This is a genomic window from Lysobacter soli, assembly GCF_009755585.1.
Classification (GTDB): domain Bacteria; phylum Pseudomonadota; class Gammaproteobacteria; order Xanthomonadales; family Xanthomonadaceae; genus Lysobacter_J; species Lysobacter_J soli.
The window spans coordinates 3,465,854-3,484,638 of sequence record NZ_CP046603.1 but is presented as its reverse complement, the minus strand read 5'-3'; the positions used below and the strand labels follow the sequence as shown (position 1 = coordinate 3,484,638).

15 protein-coding genes are annotated in these 18,785 nt (G+C 69.1%); 11 read left to right on the top strand and 4 right to left on the bottom strand.

Annotation, left to right across the window (positions count from 1 at the left end; genetic code table 11):
• Positions 1 to 366: 366 nt before the first annotated feature.
• From GOY17_RS15855 to tkt, 9 genes are all read left to right on the top strand, one after another.
• Complete coding sequence (locus tag GOY17_RS15855; protein WP_115844042.1) at positions 367 to 1,359, top strand: AAA family ATPase; 993 nt, start codon at positions 367 to 369, stop codon at positions 1,357 to 1,359.
• Between the two features lie 64 nt (positions 1,360 to 1,423).
• On the top strand, positions 1,424 to 2,404 hold the full coding sequence (locus GOY17_RS15850) for a DUF58 domain-containing protein (protein WP_425477959.1): 981 nt from the start codon (positions 1,424 to 1,426) through the stop codon (positions 2,402 to 2,404).
• The gene (locus GOY17_RS15845; RefSeq protein ID WP_115844038.1) at positions 2,404 to 2,889 is read left to right on the top strand and encodes a DUF4381 domain-containing protein; all 486 of its coding nucleotides are present in this window, start codon (positions 2,404 to 2,406) and stop codon (positions 2,887 to 2,889) included. The genes GOY17_RS15850 and GOY17_RS15845 overlap by 1 nt, the downstream gene beginning before the upstream one ends.
• Before the next feature lie 56 nt (positions 2,890 to 2,945).
• Positions 2,946 to 3,908 carry a vWA domain-containing protein gene (locus GOY17_RS15840; RefSeq protein ID WP_157031761.1) on the top strand — a complete coding sequence of 321 codons (963 nt, stop codon included), beginning with the start codon at positions 2,946 to 2,948 and terminating at the stop codon, positions 3,906 to 3,908.
• Entirely contained in the window at positions 3,905 to 5,638 is a 1,734-nt protein-coding gene (locus GOY17_RS15835) for a VWA domain-containing protein (RefSeq protein ID WP_157031103.1), read from the top strand. Before GOY17_RS15840 ends, GOY17_RS15835 begins: the two co-directional genes overlap by 4 nt.
• Positions 5,639 to 5,691: 53 nt before the next feature.
• The gene (locus tag GOY17_RS15830; protein ID WP_157031102.1) at positions 5,692 to 7,380 is read left to right on the top strand and encodes a BatD family protein; all 1,689 of its coding nucleotides are present in this window, start codon (positions 5,692 to 5,694) and stop codon (positions 7,378 to 7,380) included.
• 53 nt (positions 7,381 to 7,433) lie between these two features.
• Positions 7,434 to 8,783, top strand: a complete 1,350-nt coding sequence (locus GOY17_RS15825; RefSeq protein ID WP_232338455.1) for a dicarboxylate/amino acid:cation symporter — start codon at positions 7,434 to 7,436, stop codon at positions 8,781 to 8,783.
• 162 nt (positions 8,784 to 8,945) lie between these two features.
• The gene (locus tag GOY17_RS15820) at positions 8,946 to 10,277 is read left to right on the top strand and encodes a dicarboxylate/amino acid:cation symporter (RefSeq protein WP_232338454.1); all 1,332 of its coding nucleotides are present in this window, start codon (positions 8,946 to 8,948) and stop codon (positions 10,275 to 10,277) included.
• A gap of 121 nt (positions 10,278 to 10,398) precedes the next feature.
• On the top strand, positions 10,399 to 12,384 hold the full coding sequence (gene tkt, locus GOY17_RS15815; protein ID WP_157031101.1) for a transketolase: 1,986 nt from the start codon (positions 10,399 to 10,401) through the stop codon (positions 12,382 to 12,384).
• A gap of 67 nt (positions 12,385 to 12,451) precedes the next feature.
• Here tkt and GOY17_RS15810 read toward each other — a convergent pair whose 3' ends face one another.
• The 4 genes from GOY17_RS15810 to GOY17_RS15795 all read right to left on the bottom strand — a co-directional run bounded on the left by GOY17_RS15810 (position 12,452) and on the right by GOY17_RS15795 (position 16,918).
• Entirely contained in the window at positions 12,452 to 14,395 is a 1,944-nt protein-coding gene (locus tag GOY17_RS15810) for an acetyl-CoA hydrolase/transferase C-terminal domain-containing protein (protein WP_157031100.1), read from the bottom strand.
• A gap of 38 nt (positions 14,396 to 14,433) precedes the next feature.
• Entirely contained in the window at positions 14,434 to 15,300 is an 867-nt protein-coding gene (locus tag GOY17_RS15805; RefSeq protein ID WP_157031099.1) for an MBL fold metallo-hydrolase, read from the bottom strand.
• 111 nt (positions 15,301 to 15,411) lie between these two features.
• Positions 15,412 to 16,212 carry a S1/P1 nuclease gene (locus GOY17_RS15800; protein ID WP_157031098.1) on the bottom strand — a complete coding sequence of 267 codons (801 nt, stop codon included), beginning with the start codon at positions 16,210 to 16,212 and terminating at the stop codon, positions 15,412 to 15,414.
• A gap of 82 nt (positions 16,213 to 16,294) precedes the next feature.
• Positions 16,295 to 16,918, bottom strand: coding sequence for an OmpW/AlkL family protein (locus GOY17_RS15795; protein WP_157031097.1), 624 nt, complete (start codon positions 16,916 to 16,918; stop codon positions 16,295 to 16,297).
• A gap of 227 nt (positions 16,919 to 17,145) precedes the next feature.
• Here GOY17_RS15795 and gap point away from each other — a divergent pair, with 227 nt between their 5' ends.
• Together gap and GOY17_RS15785 are read left to right on the top strand one after the other, a co-directional pair.
• A complete protein-coding gene (gene gap / locus GOY17_RS15790) occupies positions 17,146 to 18,147 on the top strand; it encodes a type I glyceraldehyde-3-phosphate dehydrogenase (RefSeq protein ID WP_157031096.1) in 1,002 nt (333 codons plus the stop codon).
• 136 nt (positions 18,148 to 18,283) lie between these two features.
• On the top strand, positions 18,284 to 18,694 hold the full coding sequence (locus GOY17_RS15785) for a group III truncated hemoglobin (RefSeq protein WP_157031095.1): 411 nt from the start codon (positions 18,284 to 18,286) through the stop codon (positions 18,692 to 18,694).
• The last annotated feature ends 91 nt before the right edge of the window (positions 18,695 to 18,785 follow it).

The window sequence follows — 18,785 nt, the reverse complement described above, 5'->3', positions numbered from 1 at the left end:
GTAACACTTCGCCATGGATGGCAGCAGTAGCGCTACAGCATCCGGTGCCACGCGGCACTGCCGCGTGGCCTGACGAACGCCCGGTCAGGATGACCGGGCTGGGCGATCCGAAGCTCGTAACGCATCGCCATGGATGGCAGCAGTAGCGCTACAGCATCCGGTGCTACGCGGCACTGCCGCGCGGCCCGCCGAACGCCAGGCGGGGTTCGGCACCTTGGCGGCCCATGGCGGCTCCAGCGCCGGACGCGAACGCCAAAGGGCCCCCTCGGGGCCCTTCTGCTTTTCATTGCTGAATGAATGACGCGATGCGTGAACTGCATCGTCCGTCTTCGGTCAAACTGGCCCGGATTCCCCACCGAGACCGCCATGGACCGCCGCAGCGACGATCTGTCCCGTCTGCACGACGCCTTCCGCGCCCTGCGGGATGCCCTATCGGCCGAGATCGTCGGCCAGTCGGCCCTGATCGACCGCCTGCTGATCGCCCTGCTGGCCGACGGCCACCTGCTGGTCGAGGGCGCCCCCGGCCTGGCGAAGACCAGCGCGATCCGCGCCCTCGCATCCCGCCTGGAAGCCGATTTCGCCCGCGTCCAGTTCACGCCCGACCTGCTCCCGGCCGACCTCACCGGCACCGAGGTGTGGCGTCCGCAGGAGGGCCGCTTCGAATTCCAGCCCGGTCCGATCTTCCATCCGATCCTGCTGGCCGACGAAATCAACCGCGCGCCCGCCAAGGTCCAGTCCGCCCTGCTCGAAGCAATGGGCGAGCGGCAGGTCACCGTCGGCCGCGCGACCTACGCGCTGCCGCCGCTGTTCCTGGTGATGGCGACGCAGAACCCGATCGAGCAGGAAGGCACCTTCCCGCTGCCGGAAGCGCAGCTCGACCGCTTCCTGATGTACGTGCGCATCGGGTATCCGCAGGCCGCCGCCGAGACCGAAATCCTCCGGCTCGCCCGCGAGCGCGCACGCCAGGCCACGCAGCAGGTAGCCGCCGCCGTCGAACGCATGCCGATGGACGATGTCTTCGCCGCGCGCAACGCCGTGCTCGACCTGCACCTGGCGCCCGCGGTCGAACGCTATCTGATCGAACTGGTGCTCGCCTCACGCGATGCCGCGCGCTACGACGCGACGCTCGCACGCCGCATCGCCTGGGGCGCCAGCCCACGCGGCTCGATCGCGCTGGAACGCTGCGCGCGTGCGCACGCGTGGCTCGCCGGGCGAGATTTCGTCACGCCCGACGACGTGCGCGCCGTCGCGCCCGACGTGCTGCGCCATCGCATCCTGCCCAGCTACGAAGCCACCGCCGAAGGCTGGGACGGCGAGCGCCTGGTCGTCGAGCTGCTCCAGCGCGTCCCGTTGCCGTAAGGCTTCGCGTGACGCGTCGCGCGTCGCTCACTCCAGGTCTGCGCTCCAGCGGCTTCAATCGACCCTGACGTCCAACGCTCCCGAATCGATCGTGTCCACCTCCACGCCACCCCGCGAAGACACCTCCGGCAACGGCGTCGTGCCGACGCTGCCGGAACTGGTCGCATTGCGGCAGGCCGTCGCGGGACGGCGTCCGGCACAGCGCGGCCGCTTCGGCGTGAGCGGCCACGCCCTGTCGCCGTTGCGCGGCCGTGGCATGGAATACGCCGAGTCGCGCGAGTACGTGGCCGGCGACGACGCGCGCCACATCGACTGGCGCCTCACCGCGCGCACAGGCCGCGCGCACACCAAGCTCTTCCAGGCCGAGCGCGAGCGCCTGAGCCTGATCGTCGCCGACACCTCGCCCTCGCTCTACTTCGGCACGCGTGTGCGCTTCAAGTCGGTGCAGGCGGCGCGCGCCGGCGCGGTGGCCGCATGGGCCGCGGTGCGCGACGGCGATCGCATCGCCGCGTTGCGCGGCAGCCAGCGCGAAGCGCCGATCCCGCCCGCCGCCGGTCCGCGTGGCGCGTTGCGTGTGCTCGACGCGCTGGTGCGCTGGTATGCGCGTCCGCCGGAGGACGACGCCGGCCTCGGCGTCGCGCTCGATCATGCGCAGCGCCTGCTGCGTCCGGGCTCGCGGCTGGTCGTGCTTGCCGATCCGGCGAGCATCGCGGCGTTGCCCGCGCAACGATGGCCCGCGCTCGCGCACCATCACGAAGTGATCGTGCTGTTGCTGACCGATCCGCTGGAAGTCGCGCCACCCAAGGCGTCGTTGCCGTTCCTCGGCGGCAGCAGCGTCGACATGGCGCGCGATGCACACCGCATCGATGTCGACCTCTCCGTCGCGGCGCAGCGACAGGCGTGGCGCAACGAATTCGGTCGTCCGCTCGAGGCCGCGCTGGCGCAGCTGCCCGCGCGCGGCGTGCGCGTGCAGGCGTTGTCGACGCAGGCCGAGAGCGCGTCATGGCTGCCGCTGCTCGGCCGAAACCGGCCGCTGGTGGCGTGATGGCCGCGCCCGCATCGCTCGTGCTGCGCGACATCCACGCCACGACGGCGCCGTCGTGGTGGCCGCCCGCGCCGGGCTGGTGGATCGTCGCCGGGGTGGTGGTCGCGACGTTCGTTGCCATCGCGTGGTGGCGTGCGCGCGTGCGCCGTCGTCGTGCCGCTATCGCCGCCTTGTTCGATCGCGAAGTGGACGCCGCATCGACGCCGCCGCAACAGGTCGCGGCGATGTCCGAGCTGCTGCGCCGAGCCGCACGGACGCGGGACGCGCGGGCCGACACGCTGCATGGCGAAGACTGGCTGCGTCATCTCGACGCCGCCGCGCCGAAGCGCAAGCGCAAGGCGCCTGCCCGAACCGATTTTTCCGAAGGCCCCGGCCGGTTGCTGCTCGACGGCGGATTCCGTCGCGATGTGAATCCCGGCGACGTCGCCGTGCTGCGCGCGCTCGCGCGCGAACGCTTCCTGCACTGGATGGGCGCGCCCCGGTGATCGACGCGCTGCTCGCTCCGTTCCTCTCGCTGCACGAGCACTTCGCGTGGCCGTGGATGCTGCTCGCGCTGCCGTTGCCGTGGTTCGCGCGATGGCTGCTGCCCCCGGCACGTCATGCGTCGTCGGCCGCGTTGCGCGCGCCGTTCGGCGACCGGCTGGATCGCGTCGCGCATGCCGGTGGGCGCACGGCCTTTGGTTCGCGCGCGAGCTGGCTGGTATGGCTGGCGTGGATCGCGCTGTGCATCGCCGCGGCGCGCCCGCAGCAACTTGGCGACGCGGTGCAACCGCCGCAGGTGGGTCGCGACCTGATGCTCGCGCTCGACCTCTCCGGCAGCATGCGCGAGCCCGACATGGAACTTGGCGGCAATACCGTCGATCGTCTTACCGCAGCGAAAGCGGTGCTCGCCGACTTCCTCGATCGCCGCCGCGGCGATCGCGTCGGCCTGATCGTGTTCGGTCGTCGCGCGTATGCGTTGACGCCGCTCACGCTCGATCTCGCCTCGGTGCGCCAGCAACTCGAAGACAGCGTGATTGGTCTGGCCGGCCAGGAAACCGCCATCGGAGACACCATCGCGCTGGCGACCAAGCGTCTGCGCGGGCAGCCGGCGGAGCAGCGCGTGCTGGTGCTGCTCACCGACGGCGTGAACACCGCGGGCCTGCTCGAACCGAAGAAGGCAGCCGAAATCGCGAAAGCCGAAGGCGTGCGCATCCACACCATCGCGTTCGGCGGCGAAGGCACGATGTCGCTGTTCGGCCTGCCGGTGCCGATGCCCGGCGCCGGCGACGAGATCGATGAAGCGACGCTGCGCGAGATCGCCAGCAGCACCGGCGGCCGCTTCTTCCGCGCGCGCGACACCGCACAGCTCGCCGGCATCTACGCCGAAATCGACCGGCTCGAACCGATCGAACGTCCCGGGCAGGCAGTGCGCCCGCGCATCGAACGTTATCCGTGGCCGCTCGGCGCCGCGTTCGCGCTGGCGTTGCTCGCCTTCGCCTGGCCGCAGCGGAGGCGCGCATGAATCCGTTCGCCGACCTCTCGCTCGCATCGCTGCACCTGCTGCGCCCGCAATGGTTGTGGGCGCTGCTCGCGTTGCCGGTGCTGCTCGGTTTGTGGCGCGTTCGGCGACGTCGCGCCAGCGTCTGGCGCGAGAACGTCGATGCGCATCTGCTGCCGCACCTGCTCGTCGAACGCGGCGGTGCGCGCGTTCGCTGGGGCGCATGGGTCGCGGGGCTTGCGTACGTCCTCGCGGTGTTCGCGCTCGCCGGGCCGAGCTGGCGGCAGACGCCGCAACCGCTGTGGCAGAGCCGCACGCCGCTGGTGGTTGCGGTCGATCTGTCCGGCGCGGCGCTCGCGGCCGATCTACCGCCGTCGCGACTGGCGCAATCGCGCGCCAAGCTGTCCACGCTGCTGCGCGAACGCCAGGGCGGGCAGGTCGCGCTCGTGGCGTTCGCCGACGATGCGTTCACCGTCGCGCCGCTCACCGAAGACGCCGCCAACGTCGCGCTGTTCCTCGACGCACTGTCGCCCGACGTCATGCCCGTCGACGGCCAGCGCGCCGATCGCGCGATCGAATCTTCGGTGCAGTTGCTGAAGCAGTCCGGTTTCGATCGCGGCCGCATCCTGCTGATGACCGACCACGCTGGCGACGGCGCGAACGATGCCGCCTCGGCTGCGGCGAAGCAGGGTTTCCGCGTAGACGTGCTCGGTGTCGGCGCCGAAGCCGGCGCCCCGTACCGCCGCGGCGACGGCACCTTCGCCAACGCGCGGCTCGACGAAGGCTCGTTGCGCGGTCTCGCCTCCGCCGGCAACGGCAGATACGCGCGCATCGCCAGCGACGATGGCGACCTGCGCGCGCTGGGCGTGCTCGATCCCACCGACACCGAGGACGCCACGCGCGTGGACGGCAAGCGTGGCAGCGCGTGGCAGGACGAGGGTTACTGGCTGCTGCCGCCGTTGATGCTGCTGGCGTTGTTCGCGTTCCGGCGTCGCGCGGCGCTGGCGATGATCGCGATGTGCGTGCTGTGGACGCCGGTGAAGGCCGCCGACCTGTGGCGCCGCGCCGACCAGATCGAACACGCGCACATCGCGCAGGGCAACGAGGCGTTCCGGCGCGGCGATTTCAACGCCGCCGCACAGGCGTACCAGTCCGCCGACAGCGCCGACGCGCACTACAACCGCGGCAATGCACTGGCGAAGGCCGGCCAATATCCGCAGGCGATCGCCGCCTACGACGAGGCGCTGAAGCGCCAGCCGAACATGCCGGACGCGGTCGCCAACAAGCGCGCGGTGCAGGCGGCAATGAAGCGCAAGCCGCCGCAGGGCGGTGGCGGGCAGTCGAAGGACCAGGACAAATCGAAGTCCGACCAGAAGCCGCAGTCCGGACAGGGGCAGCAGGGCCCGCAATCGCAGCAGGACAAATCGCAGCAGTCCGAGCCACAACCGCAGGATTCGCAGAAGCAGGATCCGGCCGACAAGCCGTCATCGGAAGGCTCGCCGGCGGATGCGCAGAAGCAGCGCGAGGCCGACGCCGCGCAGCGCGAACGCATGCAACGCGCGCTGCAACAGCAAGGTCAGGCGAAGCCGCCGCAGGACGGCCCGTCGCGCAACGAAACACCGCAGCAGCGCGAACAACGCCTGGCGAACGAAGCATGGCTGCGCCGCGTGCCGGACGATCCGGGTGGCCTGCTGCGCGAGAAATTCCGCATCGAGTACGAGCGCCGCAACAACCGCGGCGAGGGCAACGAATGAACGTCGCGAGCTTCCCGTCACCGGCTGTCCGGCCCCGCTGGTTCGCGCGCGCGATGCTCTTGCTGCTGCTCGCGCTGGCCAGCATGAACGCCGCGGCGCAGGTGCGCGCGTGGCTCGATCGCGACCGCATCGCGATGGGCGAGACGGTCACGCTCAACATCGAAAGCACCGCCGCGACGACCTCGACCGAACCCGACTACGCACCGCTGCTCAGCGATTTCTTCGTCAGCGGGCGCACGAGCCGACGCGAATTCGTGATGGGCACCGGCGGCAGCACGGTGCGAACGCTGTACGCCGTGGCCCTGCGTCCGCGCCGCGACGGCGTGATTACCGTGCCCGCGCTCAACGTCGGCAGCCTGCGCACGCAGCCGATCCCGCTGACGGTCGCGCCTTCGGCCGCGCCGTCGCCGACGCGCACCGAAGAGGTGTTCATCGAAAGCGAAGCCGATGACCCCGATCCGTACGTGCAGCAGTCGGTCGGCTGGGTCGTCCGGTTGTATTCGGCGACGCCGCTGATTTCGGGGCAGCTCGACCAGGACGCGCCCGACGGCGCATCGCTGCAGCGCGTGGGCGACGACGCGCAATACCAGCGCGACATCGGCGGGCGTCGCTATCACGTGGTCGAACGCCGCTTCCTGCTGGTGCCCGAGCGCAGCGGCACGCTGACGGTGCCACCGGCGCGTTTCGAAGGCCGCGGTGCGGGCGGTTTCTTCGATGACCTGCTCGGTGGCGGACGTGGCGGCGCGCTCGAAGCACAGGGCACGCCGCGCAAGCTCGACGTCCAACCCGCGCCGGCGAACGCACCGCAGCCGTGGCTGCCGCTGCAGAACCTGACGCTGCGCTACCAGTCCACGCCGCAGGAACTGCGCGTCGGCAACGCCGCGACGGTCACCGTCGAAGCGCTCGCCGATGGCGCTACCGCCGCGCAGATGCCGGAGCTGCAACTGCCGCCAATCGACGGCGTGCAGGTGTTCGCCGAACCGGTGCAGGCCGACGAACGTTTCGTCGACGGGCGCCCACGGGTGAAGCTCACGCGGCGCTTCTCGCTCGTGCCGGCGCGGGAGGGCAAGGCGAGCATGGCCGGCCTGCAACTGCGCTGGTGGGACGTACGCGCCGGGCAGGCGCAGACGTCGAACCTGCCGCCGCTGTCATGGACGGTGTTGCCGGGCACCCCCGCCAATGCGGGCAACGGCTCGCCGGGCGCGGCGACGTCGCCCTCGGGAACGATTTCGACAACGCCGGGCGGCACGGACACGTCGGGCACCGCCGCGCGCTTCACCGATCTGGGCGGCGCGAACCGGGCCTGGGTGCTCGTCGCGCTGCTGTTCGCGGCGCTGTGGCTCGTCACGCTGGTGTGGGGCCTGCATCGCGGCGACGCGGCGAAGGTCGTGCCCAAAGCGCAGGGCGACGCGCCCGCGCCGCCCTCGGCCGGCGGGCATGTCGACCTCAAGCGCCTGATCGACCGCGGCGACCTCGGCGACGTGGCCGACGCCCTGTGCGCGCTGGCCCACCCGCCCGCGCGCGACCTGGACGAAGTCCGCGCCCGCCTGGCCGACGCCGACCAGCGCGAGGCCGTGGATGAACTCCAGCGCGCCCGCTGGGGCGGCGGCAGCGCAGTCACCGCGCGCGAGGCGCTGCGTCGCGCCTTCGCCAAGGGGCCGATCTGGCGTTCCGTACCCACCCGGACGGCGTCGCCGCTGCCACCGCTGTACCCGGGCAGCGGGCCGCAGCAGGAAGGCTGAGGCGCCGAGCTGGTGTAATCTCGCCGGCTGATTTTGCCGACGAGACGCGCCGAATGAGCCACATCGCCCTGCCCGAAGCCCGCATGCCGGCGAAGGGGATGCCCCTCCACATCAAGGTGCTGCTGGGCTTCATCGCAGGCGCGGTGCTGGGCCTGTTCGCGCACTTCATCGCGCCGGGCTCGCCCTTCGTGCTCGGCGCGGTGAGCTACGTCGCGCAGCCGATCGGCCAGATCTTCCTCGCGCTGCTCTTCATGCTCGTGCTGCCGCTGATGTTCTCGGCGCTGGTGCTGGGCGTGGCGGAATTGGGCGACGTCGCGAGCCTCGGCCGCCTGGGCTGGCGCACGCTGATCTACACCGCGGTGGTCACGCTCATCGCGGTCGCGATCGGCCTGGTGATGGTGAACCTCATCGCGCCGGGCCAGGGTATGGATCGCGGCATGCTCGACCAGGCGATGGCGCAGGGCGCGCAGAAGGCGGGCGAGATCGCCGCCACCGGCCAGCAGCTGGACTTCATGAAGATGCTGCTGGGCATCGTGCCGAAGAACGTGCTCGCCGCCGCCGTCGACGACAAGCAGAAGCTCGGCGTGATGTTCTTCGCGCTCATGCTCGGCATCGGCCTGGTGATGACGCCCAGCCCGCATACGCAGGCGTTCAAGAATGCGGTGCAGGGCCTGTTCGAAATCTGCATGCGCCTGATCGGCATGATCATCAAGCTCGCCCCGTACGCGGTGGCGTGCCTGATGTTCGCGTTGTGCGCGCAGTTCGGCTGGGAGCTGCTGCTGGTGCTGGGCAAGTTCGCGCTGACCGTGGTGCTGGCGATCGCCGTGCACATGTTCATCGTGCTGCCGCTGTGGGTGAAGTTCGCCGGCGGCATGAGCCCGCGCGCGTTCTTCCGCGGCAGCCAGGAAGCGCTGCTGACCGCGTTCGCCACCGCCTCGTCGACCGGCACGCTGCCGGTGACGCTGCGCGTGGCCGAGCAGAACCTGAAGCTGCCGCGCAAGGTCGCGCGCTTCGTGCTGACCGTCGGCGCGTCGGCGAACCACCACGGCACCGCGCTGTTCGAAGGCATCACGGTGCTGTTCCTCGCGCAGGCGTTCGGCGTCGAACTGACGCTGATGCACCAGGTGATGGTGCTGGGCCTGTGCCTGCTCGGCGGCATCGGCACCGCGGGCGTGCCGGCCGGTTCGCTGCCCGTGATCGCCATGATCTGCGCCGTGCTCGGCATCCCGGCCGAAGGCGTCGGCATCATCCTCGGCGTCGATCGCTTCCTCGACATGTGCCGCACCGCGCTCAACGTCACCGGCGATCTGGCGACTGCCGTCGTCGTGGCGAACCGCAGCGGCGACGTCGCCGAAAGCGAGGTCGTGATGCCGGCCGAAACCGCGCCGGAAGCCGTCGGCTGACGCGCATCGCCGCCGGCATCGCCCGGCGGCATCGGCAGTGCGTGCGCGATCCGTGCATCGCGCATGCCCAATCGGGCGTCGCACGCGAAGTGAGGGATGAAGACGCCCTCCACGCCGGTTTCTGCATCATGCTGGATTCCCGCCGCAGCGTGGAGTTCCGGGATGACGCCCGAACGCGACCGCGACACGAACACGAAAGGCACCGATAACGGCCGGATGCCGCTCCACTGGAAGATGGCGATCGGTTTCGTCGCCGGCCTGGTCCTCGGGCTCATCGTGCATTCCACCGTCGGCGCCGACGCCCCGTGGGTGCAGTGGATCACCAGCAACGTCACGACGCCGGCCGGCACGCTGTTCCTGCGGCTGATCTTCATGCTCGTCATCCCGCTGCTGTTCTCGGCACTGGTGATGGGCGTGGCGGAAATGGGCGACGTCCGATCGCTCGGCCGCATCGGCTGGCGCACGCTGGCCTACACGATTGTCGTGTCGGGCATCGCGGTGATCCTCGGCCTGGTGCTGGTCAACTGGCTGCAGCCGGGCGCGGGCGTCGATCCGGCGCGCGCACAGGCCCTGCTCAACGAAGGCGCCGAACGCGCCAGCGCCATCGTCGGCAGCGCCAGCGACCAGCCCAAGGGCTTGGACATGCTGGTGTCCATCGTCCCCGACAACGTGGTCAAGGCCGCCGCCGACAACACCATCCTCGCGGTGATGTTCTTCGCGTTGATGCTCGGCATCGGGCTCGTGCTCACGCGCACGAAGGCGACCGAAACGCTGCAACGCGGCATCGAAGGCCTGTTCGACGTGTCGATGACGCTGATCGGACTGGTCATCCGCCTGGCGCCGTACGCGGTGTTCTGCTTCATGTTCAACCTCGCCGCGCTGTTCGGCTGGGAACTGCTGCGCAGCCTGGGCGCGTACGTCGGCGTGGTCGTGCTCGCGCTGGCGCTGCACCAGTTCGTCGTCTATTCGCTGGTGCTGAAGTTCGCCGCCGGCTACTCGCCGGTGCGGTTCTTCCGCGGCGTGCAGGAAGCGATGGTGATGGCGTTCTCCACGGCGTCGTCGAACGCGACGTTGCCGACGTCGCTGCGCGTGGCCGACGAGAAGCTCGGCCTGCCCAGTCGCGTGTCGCGCTTCGTGCTGACCGTCGGCGCGACGGCGAACCAGAACGGCACGGCGCTGTTCGAAGGCGTCACCGTGCTGTTCCTCGCGCAGTTCTTCGGCGTGGAGCTGACGCTCGCGCAGCAGTTCACGGTGATGTTCGTCTGCATCCTCGGCGGCATCGGCACCGCGGGCGTACCGGCGGGCTCGCTGCCGGTCGTCGCGCTGATCTGCGGCATGGTCGGCGTGCCGCCGGAAGGCATCGGCCTGATCCTGGGCGTCGACCGCTTCCTCGACATGTGCCGCACGACGCTCAACGTCACCGGCGACCTCATGCTGGCCACCGTGGTGTCGAAGGGCGAACCGGACGGGCCTGGGGCACTGGAAGACGCCTGATCGGGGCGAGGGCCGGGGCGACATCCCCGGCCCGGGGTGTGACAATGGGCGTCCGCCGGCCGGGCAGCGCGCCCGGAGCCCCCGCGCGGCCTCCTCCCGCAGCCGAAGACCGCCCGACGCCATGACGACGCCCAGCCGCCGCGACCTCGCCAACGCCATCCGATTCCTCGCCATCGACGCGGTGCAGGCCGCCAATTCCGGCCATCCGGGCATGCCGATGGGCATGGCGGACATCGCCGAGGTGCTCTGGAACGACTACCTGCGCCACAACCCGGCCAATCCGGACTGGTTCAACCGCGACCACTTCGTGCTGTCCAACGGCCACGGCTCGATGCTGCAGTACGCGCTGCTGCACCTGTCCGGCTACGACCTGCCGATCGAGGAGCTGAAGAACTTCCGCCAGCTGCACTCGAAGACGCCGGGCCATCCGGAAAACTTCATGACGCCCGGCATCGAGACCACCACCGGTCCGCTCGGCCAGGGCTTCGCCAACTCGGTCGGCATGGCGCTGGCCGAGAAGCTGCTCTCCCAGCGCTTCAACAAGCCCGACTTCTCCGTCGTCGACAGCCGCACCTGGGTGTTCATGGGCGACGGCTGCCTGATGGAAGGCATCTCGCACGAAGCGGCCTCGCTCGCCGGCACCTGGGGCCTGCACAAGCTGGTCGCCTTCTGGGACGACAACAAGATTTCCATCGACGGCAACACCGACGGCTGGTTCACCGACGACACGCCGAAGCGTTTCGAAGCCTACGGCTGGAACGTGATCCGCGGCGTCGACGGGCATGACGCGGAGAAGATCAAGGCCGCCATCGAGCAGGCGCTGAAGTCGACCGACAAGCCGACGCTGATCTGCTGCCGCACCACCATTGGTTTTGGTTCGCCGAACAAGGCCGGCAAGGAGTCCTCGCACGGCGCCGCGCTGGGCAAGGACGAAGTGGCCGCCACGCGCGCCGCGCTCAACTGGAACTACGGCGAGTTCGAGATCCCGCAGGCGATCTACGATGGTTGGCGCAAGCGCGACCACGCCGGCGAAGAGAAGGCCTGGAACAAGCTGTTCGACGCGTATGCCAAGCAGTTCCCGGAACTCGCCGCCGAATTGACGCGCCGCTCGCGCGGCCAGCTGCCGGACGGTTTCGTCAAGGCGGCCGACGAGTACATCGCCAAGCTGCAGGCCGACGGCCCGACCATCGCCTCGCGCAAGGCCTCGCAGATGGCGATCGAAACCTTCGCGCCGCTGCTGCCGGAACTGATCGGCGGCTCGGCCGACCTCGCGCACTCCAACCTGACCCTGTGGAAGGGCAGCAAGTCCGTCGCGACCGACGATCCGAACGCGAACTACGTCTACTACGGCGTGCGCGAGTTCGGCATGACCGCGATCAGCAACGGCCTCGGCCTGCACGAGTGCTTCATCCCGTTCGACGCGACCTTCCTGGTGTTCAGCGATTACGCGCGCAACGCCGTGCGCATGAGCGCGCTGATGGGCTCGCACGCCATCCACGTCTACACGCACGACTCCATCGGCCTGGGCGAGGACGGTCCGACGCACCAGCCGATCGAGCACATCGCCTCGCTGCGCTACATCCCGCACAACGACGTGTGGCGCCCGTGCGACGCGGTCGAATCGGCGGCGTGCTGGAAGGCCGCGATCCTGCGCAACGACGGCCCGAGCTGCCTGATCTTCTCGCGCCAGAACCTCGCCCACCAGCAGCGCAGCGCGCAGCAGGTCGCCGACATCGAGCGCGGCGGTTACGTCCTGAAGGATTCGGTTGGCGCACCGGAGCTGATCATCATCGCGACCGGTTCGGAAGTCGGCCTGGCCATGGATGCCGCGAAGCAGCTGGGCGACCAGGTGCGCGTGGTGTCGATGCCGTCGACGACGGTGTTCGATCGCCAGGACCCGGCGTACCGCGAATCGGTCCTGCCGAAGGCCTGCCGCAAGCGCGTGGCGATCGAAGCGGGCGTCACCGATTTCTGGCGCAAGTACGTGGGCCTGGACGGCGCGGTGATCGGCATCGACGAGTTCGGCGCCTCGGCCCCGGCCGAACAGCTGTTCCCGTACTTCGGCTTCACGGTCGAGAAGGTGGTCGAGGCGGCGCGTTCGCTGTAACGGCGATCCTCGACATCGACGACTTGAAAGAAGCGGCTTCGGCCGCTTCTTTCGTTTGGGCCTCGCGCTACGAACCGCGGCTGCTCTCCACCAGCGCCAACGACACCAGCCTCGCTTCCAGTCGCTCGCCAAATCCCTGCGGCGACGCAAGATCCATGCGTTCCAGCGCTTCGCGATCGAGTGCCTTCGCTCCCAACGCGCGCCATACCGTACGCAGCTTCGCGCCTCGCGTCGCGGTGTTCGACTTCAGCCAGGCCAAGGCCTTCACCAGCCGCTGCTCGACCGGCGTGAAATCGCTGCCCAGCGGGTAGTCCGGCAGCGCGCCGTTCTTGTGGAACGGTCGCAACGCAGCGGCGAGACGTTCAGGCGTATTGCGCGAAGCGGACGCCTGCAGCGCGAAGTCGGCGCGCAGCTTGCCCTCGCGCTTGGCGACATCGACAAGGCCCTGCTGGAAACGCGCATCGGCGATGGCCGTCATCGCCATCACGCAATCCTCGTCGCAACGTCCGCGGATGTCGGCGATCCCGTATTCGCTGATGTACACGTCGCGCAGGTGGCGCGGGATCGTCGTGTGCCCGTAGTTCCATACGACATTCGACGTGACGCGGCCCCCGGATTCACGCACCGAACGCACCATCAGCACCGAGCGCGCATCCGGCAGCGCATGCGCCATCGCCACGAAGTTGTACTGCCCGCCGACGCCGGACACGACGCGTCCGTCTTCCAGTGCGTCCGACGTCGCGGCGCCGAGCGCGGTGGCCATCATGCAGGTGTTGAAGAAGCGCGCGTCGCGACGTTGCAGGCGCTCCAGTTCGATGTCGCCGACCAGGTCGTTCACTTCGCCGACGCGACGCATGCCGATCGCGCGGCGCGTGTCCGGCGGCAGGTCGCGCATCCAGGCGTAGAACTCCGGCGAGCCGAGATAGAACGCGCCGTGCAGGAATTCGCCCTGCTGTTCGAGCAGCGCCAGATCGTGCGCGCTCGGGCCGCCGCGTTCGATGCGCTGCATCGCCGCCAGATCGTCCACCACGCGACGTTTGATCACGCCGACTTCGACCAGCTTGCGGAAGCCTTCGTTGATCATCTCGCTGCAGCCGTACAGGCCGCGCTCGAAGGGCGACAGCGTGTCGTCATCCGCACGCGGCGAGCCGAGTGCGCGCAACACGTCGCGATACGCCTCGTTGTCGACGTGGCGCAGCACGAGCGCATGGCAGAGCGCATCGGCAAGCGCGCCGATGCCGATCTGCAAGGTGCCGCCGTCGACCACCAGCGTGCTCGCGTGGAAGCCGATGGCGTAGTCGGCGTCGGTGACCGGCTGGCGCGGCAGGCCGAACAACCGGGGATACGGGCCGGGCGGCGTCACGATCGCGTCGAAGTAATCCGGCACGACCGTCGCGCTGCCACCGAGCCACGGCAGGCGCGGATCGACTTCGGCGATCAGCAGCGGGCGGGGCAACCCGCGCGCCACGACGGCATCGACCGCGTCGAAGGTCAGGTCGGTGTTGCACGACAGCGACAGGCGCGACCCGTCGGGCGAGCGCGCGACCTTCTGCACGATCGCATTGAGTCCGCGGTCGGCGAGCGCCCGGGCGACGTGCGTGTAGTTCAGGCTCGCGTAACGGCGCTGCACCGGCACGGAGTTCAGCATCGCGCCCGATTGCAGGTAGAACTCCTCGATCTCGACGTGCGCCGGCAGCGCATTGCGCTTGAGCGCCTGCACGTACGCCAGTCGCGGGAAATCCGCGCCGAAATGACGCTCGATGAACGGCTTCACGAAACGGCCTTCGAGTCCCTTTCCGCCGCCGGGCGGATCGAGCGACAGCGCGGTGTACAGGTGCAGCGGACGCGAGGTGTCGTTCTCGATCCGCGCATACAGCGCGTTGAGGAGCCGGTGCGGCTTGCCGAGGCCAAGCGGCGCGCCGATGTGCAGCGGGCCGGCGATGCGCTTGAGCAGGAAATCGGCCGCGGTATCGACCGAATCGAAGGTGAGGGGAGCGGGGCGGGGTTCCATGGCGGAAGCCTAACGTGATCGACGCGTTTCCGGATCGCTCAGATTCGGTCGATGGGAATCCGGAGGTAGCGAACGCCGTTGGTGTCCGGCGGCGGCAGCGCGCCCGCCCGGATGTTGGTCTGCACGGCCGGCAGGATCAGCGCCGGCATCGCCAGCGTCGCATCGCGCGCATTGCGCTGCGCGACGTAATCGTCCTCCGGGATTCCATCGCGCACGTGGATGTTGTCGCGACGCTGCGCGCCGATCGTGGTCTCGCACGCGACCTCGCGCCCGCCCGGGCCGTAGTCGTGGCAGACGAACACGCGCGTGTCGTCGGGTAGCGAGTCGAACAGCCGGCGGATCGACCGGAACAGTGTGCGCGCATCGCCGCCGGGAAAATCGCAGCGCGCCGTGCCGCCGTCGGGCATGAACAGCGAGTCACCGGTGAACAGCGCATCGCCGACCAGGTAGGCGCAGCTGTCGCTGGTGTGGCCGGGTACCGCGATGACGCGCGCGTCGATGGCGCCGATGCGGAACGTGTCGCCGTCGGCGAACAGGCGGTCGAACTGCGAGCCGTCGGTGCGGAAGCTGTCATCGAGGTTGAACACCGGTGCGAAGGATTTCTGCACGTCGACGATGCCCGCACCGATGGCGACCTGCGCGTTCGGCCACTGCGATTTCAGCCATTGCGCAGCGCTCAGGTGATCGGCATGCGCGTGCGTTTCCAGGATCCACTGCACATCGAGGCCGCGTTCGCGTGCGGCGTCGACGACCTTCTGCGCCGACGTGGTCGACGTGCGTGCAGCCTTCGCGTCGAAATCGAGCACGGGATCGATGATGGCCGCGGCGATGCCAGACGGATCGCGGACCAGGTACGTCCACGTGTTGCTGTCGGCGTGGAAGAACGGCTGGATGTCGGGCTTCATCACGATCTCCGCGCGGGGCCGGACGCCCCGCGGCGCCAATCTAGCGGATCGCCGCGACCGTTGTGATGCGGCCTCGTTAAGACCGCCGAGACCAGGCCGGCGCGAGCGCGATCAGCGCGACAGTGCGGCGTTGAGCGTCACGGCCAGTTCCGCGCCGCCACGACGCAGCTGCTCTTCGGCCAGCGGCCGCCAGGTCTGCACGTACGCATCGCCGATCGTCGCCTTCGCCGGATAGAAGCCCGGACGAAGCACGATGCGGCATGAAGCTTCCGCCCACTGCGCCGACGGCGGCGACAACGGCTGCGGCGGCAGGTCCACGGCGAGCGGTATCGCGCGCAGGCGCTGCAGCCACGCGGCTTCCTCGAGGTTGGCCGCCTTGAGCATGCCGCTGTCCCACAGCGAGTGCAGGTTGGTGCCGCGGCCGTCGAACTGGACCTGGAAATCGTTGCCGCCCTTGTCACGCCCGAAACCCGCGTGCAGCGGCTGGTGCGCATCGCCGACGAAATGCACGACGAACTTCAGCGCCTGCAGGCGTTCGGCCTTGCTGCGCGAGGCGTCGGCGAGGATCGCGGTCTGCGCGCGGATCGCCTCGACCACGCAGTCGCCGTCCTTGCAGTGTTTCGCGGCGTCGTACCGGCAGTCGTCCTCCGCGATGTTCACGTAATGCCAGCGGCTGCTGCGCTTGCCGAGGTCGGGATCGTGTTCGCGCAGTTCGTCGGCCCAGCTCGCGATGCCGGGCAGCGTCGGATCGGCTTCGCCTTCCAGCAGCCGGGCGATCTGCGCGCGCGCCTGCGGCGTGAGGTCGTCCCACGCGAGCGCGGCGACGAGGCGATGGCCGAGACGGCCCCACGCGTGCGCCGGATGCGGCACGAGGAGCAGGGCGATGACGAGGGCGGAAAGAATGCGGGCCATGCCGGCATTTTAGCCGGCACGGCCCTGCGGAAGGATTGCCGTCCGAGCGCATTCGCGCGTCGGACGATGCACCGTCGCGCTATCAGAACTTCATGACATACGCCGCGCCGTAGACGATCGGATCGATGTTCACCGTGCCCAGGTCCGCGCCGTCCAGCTTCACGTCGGTGTCGATGTCGATCCAGCGTGCGTCGATGCGGATCGCGCTGCGTTCGTTCAGTGCGAAGTCCACGCCGGCGTGCGCCGCCAGGCCCCAGGAATCGTCGAGCTTGAGCTTCGATCCGGCCAGCGCGCCACGCGTGTCCTCGCTGAAGAACGTCGTGTAGTTCACGCCGGCGCCGAGGAACGGCGACACCTTGCCCTTGGTGTTGAAGTGGTACTGCAGCGACACGGTCGGCGGCAGCTGCCTGGTGCTGCCCACCGTGCCCAGGCCGGCGATGCTGACGTCGTGCTCGAACGGCCACGCGGCGATGACTTCCACGCCGAGGTTGTCGCGGACGAAGTACTCGAAGGTGAGCGTCGGCTTCACGTCGGTGTCGACGCGCACCGGCAGGGTGCCGTCGGCCAGGCGGCCGTTGCCGGATTTCGGATCGACCGCGTGGACGCCGACGCCCAGCGTCCAGTCGCCTTTGGACTGGGCGAGAACGGGCGTGGCGGCACCGGCCAGGGACAGCGCCAGCGCGCAGGCGAGGAAGGTCTTTTGCATGGGAGCGTCTCGTTGGGAAGCGTGTGTGGGAACGCTTCCAGTCTCCGCAGCGGATCAAACGGGCGCTTGATCATGATCAATTCAGTCCCGCAGGCCCGGGCGCGGCCGGCGAAACGGGACTGCCCTGTTAGAATGGGCGCTCGCGGTTTCCCCTCGTCCGGGCTCGCTCGCCCGGGCTTTTCACGACCACCCGCCGCGCGCGTCGCGGCCGCAGGAGCTTGGAACTCATGACCATCAAGGTTGGCATCAACGGCTTTGGCCGCATCGGGCGCAACGTGCTGCGCTCGGCCGTGCAGAACTTCGCTGGCGAGATCGAGATCGTCGCCATCAACGACCTGCTGGAGCCGGAGTACCTGGCCTACATGCTGCGTTACGACTCCGTGCACGGCCGCTTCAAGGGCGAGGTGTCGGTCGAGGGCAACACGCTGATCGTCAACGGCAAGAAGATCCGCCTGACGCAGGAGAAGGATCCGGCCGCGCTGAAGTGGGACGAGGTCGGCGCCGACGTCGTCATCGAATCCACCGGCCTGTTCCTCACCAAGGAAACCTGCCAGAAGCACCTCGACGCGGGCGCGAAGAAGGTCATCCAGTCGGCGCCGTCGAAGGACGACACGCCGATGTTCGTCTACGGCGTGAACCACACGACCTACAAGGGCGAGGCGATCATCTCCAACGCGTCGTGCACGACCAACTGCCTCGCGCCGCTGGCGAAGGTGCTGCACGACAAGTGGGGCATCAAGCGTGGCCTGATGACCACCGTGCACGCCACCACGGCGACGCAGAAGACCGTCGACGGTCCGTCCAACAAGGACTGGCGCGGCGGCCGCGGCATCCTGGAGAACATCATCCCGTCCAGCACCGGCGCGGCGAAGGCCGTCGGCGTGGTGATCCCGGAGCTCAACAAGAAGCTCACCGGCATGTCGTTCCGCGTGCCGACCTCGGACGTGTCCGTCGTCGACCTCACCGTCGAACTCGAGAACTCCGCGACGTACGCCGAGATCTGCGCCGAAATGAAGGCCCAGTCCGAAGGCGCGCTGAAGGGCATCCTCGGCTACACCGAAGACAAGGTCGTCGCCACCGATTTCCGCGGCGATGCGCGCACCTCGATCTTCGACGCCGAAGCCGGCATCGCGCTCGACGGCACCTTCGTCAAGCTCGTCAGCTGGTACGACAACGAGTGGGGCTACTCGAACAAGTGCCTGGAAATGGTCAAGGTCGTCGCGAAGTAACCTGCGACCGACGCAATACCCGCAAGGGCCGGCTCGATGCCGGCCCTTGCTGTTTCCGTGCTCGGCGAATCGCGCCAAACCCCTTGTTTTCGACCGCTTTGACCCGCACTACACCGTCATGAACGACACGCGCGACATGCCCGGTCCAACCGCCGAAGACGCCCTTACCGAGCGGCACCTGGCCGAACTGGTCGACCGCTTCTACGAACGCGTTCGTGCCGATGCCGAACTCGGTCCCGTCTTCAACGCCGCCATCGACGACTGGCCCGAACACAAGCGCATGCTCACCGCGTTCTGGTCGTCGGTCGCGCTGGGCACGAAGCGGTATCGCGGCAATCCGATGGCGGCGCATCGTCCGCATCCGATCCGCGTCGAACATTTCGACCGCTGGCTTTCGCTTTGGCGGCAGACCGCACGCGAAGTACTGCCCGCCGACCAGGTCGAACGCGTCTGCGCATACGCGGAGAAGATCGGCTACAGCCTGCGCTACGGCCTGGGGTTGATGGAGCGCAAGGGCGCGTTGCCGCTCGGCCTGCCGACCGTCTGAGGCCGACATTCACCCATCGCGGCGCGGTTGCAATGCGCCGTTGATTCGCCGAGGCTGCGATCCCGAAGGGGCCGGAACGACAGGACCGCCG

Excerpts from the sequence above, each read along its gene's own strand:
- GOY17_RS15855 (WP_115844042.1), top strand. The coding sequence starts at position 367 with ATGGACCGCCGCAGCGACGATCTGTCCCGTCTGCACGACGCCTTCCGC.
- GOY17_RS15785 (WP_157031095.1), top strand. The coding sequence starts at position 18,284 with ATGCCCGGTCCAACCGCCGAAGACGCCCTTACCGAGCGGCACCTGGCC.
- GOY17_RS15825 (WP_232338455.1), top strand. The coding sequence starts at position 7,434 with ATGAGCCACATCGCCCTGCCCGAAGCCCGCATGCCGGCGAAGGGGATG.
- GOY17_RS15795 (WP_157031097.1), bottom strand. The coding sequence starts at position 16,918 with ATGCAAAAGACCTTCCTCGCCTGCGCGCTGGCGCTGTCCCTGGCCGGT.
- gap (WP_157031096.1), top strand. The coding sequence starts at position 17,146 with ATGACCATCAAGGTTGGCATCAACGGCTTTGGCCGCATCGGGCGCAAC.
- GOY17_RS15835 (WP_157031103.1), top strand. The coding sequence starts at position 3,905 with ATGAATCCGTTCGCCGACCTCTCGCTCGCATCGCTGCACCTGCTGCGC.
- GOY17_RS15805 (WP_157031099.1), bottom strand. The coding sequence starts at position 15,300 with ATGAAGCCCGACATCCAGCCGTTCTTCCACGCCGACAGCAACACGTGG.
- GOY17_RS15810 (WP_157031100.1), bottom strand. The coding sequence starts at position 14,395 with ATGGAACCCCGCCCCGCTCCCCTCACCTTCGATTCGGTCGATACCGCG.
- GOY17_RS15845 (WP_115844038.1), top strand. The coding sequence starts at position 2,404 with ATGGCCGCGCCCGCATCGCTCGTGCTGCGCGACATCCACGCCACGACG.
- tkt (WP_157031101.1), top strand. The coding sequence starts at position 10,399 with ATGACGACGCCCAGCCGCCGCGACCTCGCCAACGCCATCCGATTCCTC.
- GOY17_RS15820 (WP_232338454.1), top strand. The coding sequence starts at position 8,946 with ATGACGCCCGAACGCGACCGCGACACGAACACGAAAGGCACCGATAAC.
- GOY17_RS15800 (WP_157031098.1), bottom strand. The coding sequence starts at position 16,212 with ATGGCCCGCATTCTTTCCGCCCTCGTCATCGCCCTGCTCCTCGTGCCG.
- GOY17_RS15840 (WP_157031761.1), top strand. The coding sequence starts at position 2,946 with ATGCTGCTCGCGCTGCCGTTGCCGTGGTTCGCGCGATGGCTGCTGCCC.
- GOY17_RS15830 (WP_157031102.1), top strand. The coding sequence starts at position 5,692 with ATGCTCTTGCTGCTGCTCGCGCTGGCCAGCATGAACGCCGCGGCGCAG.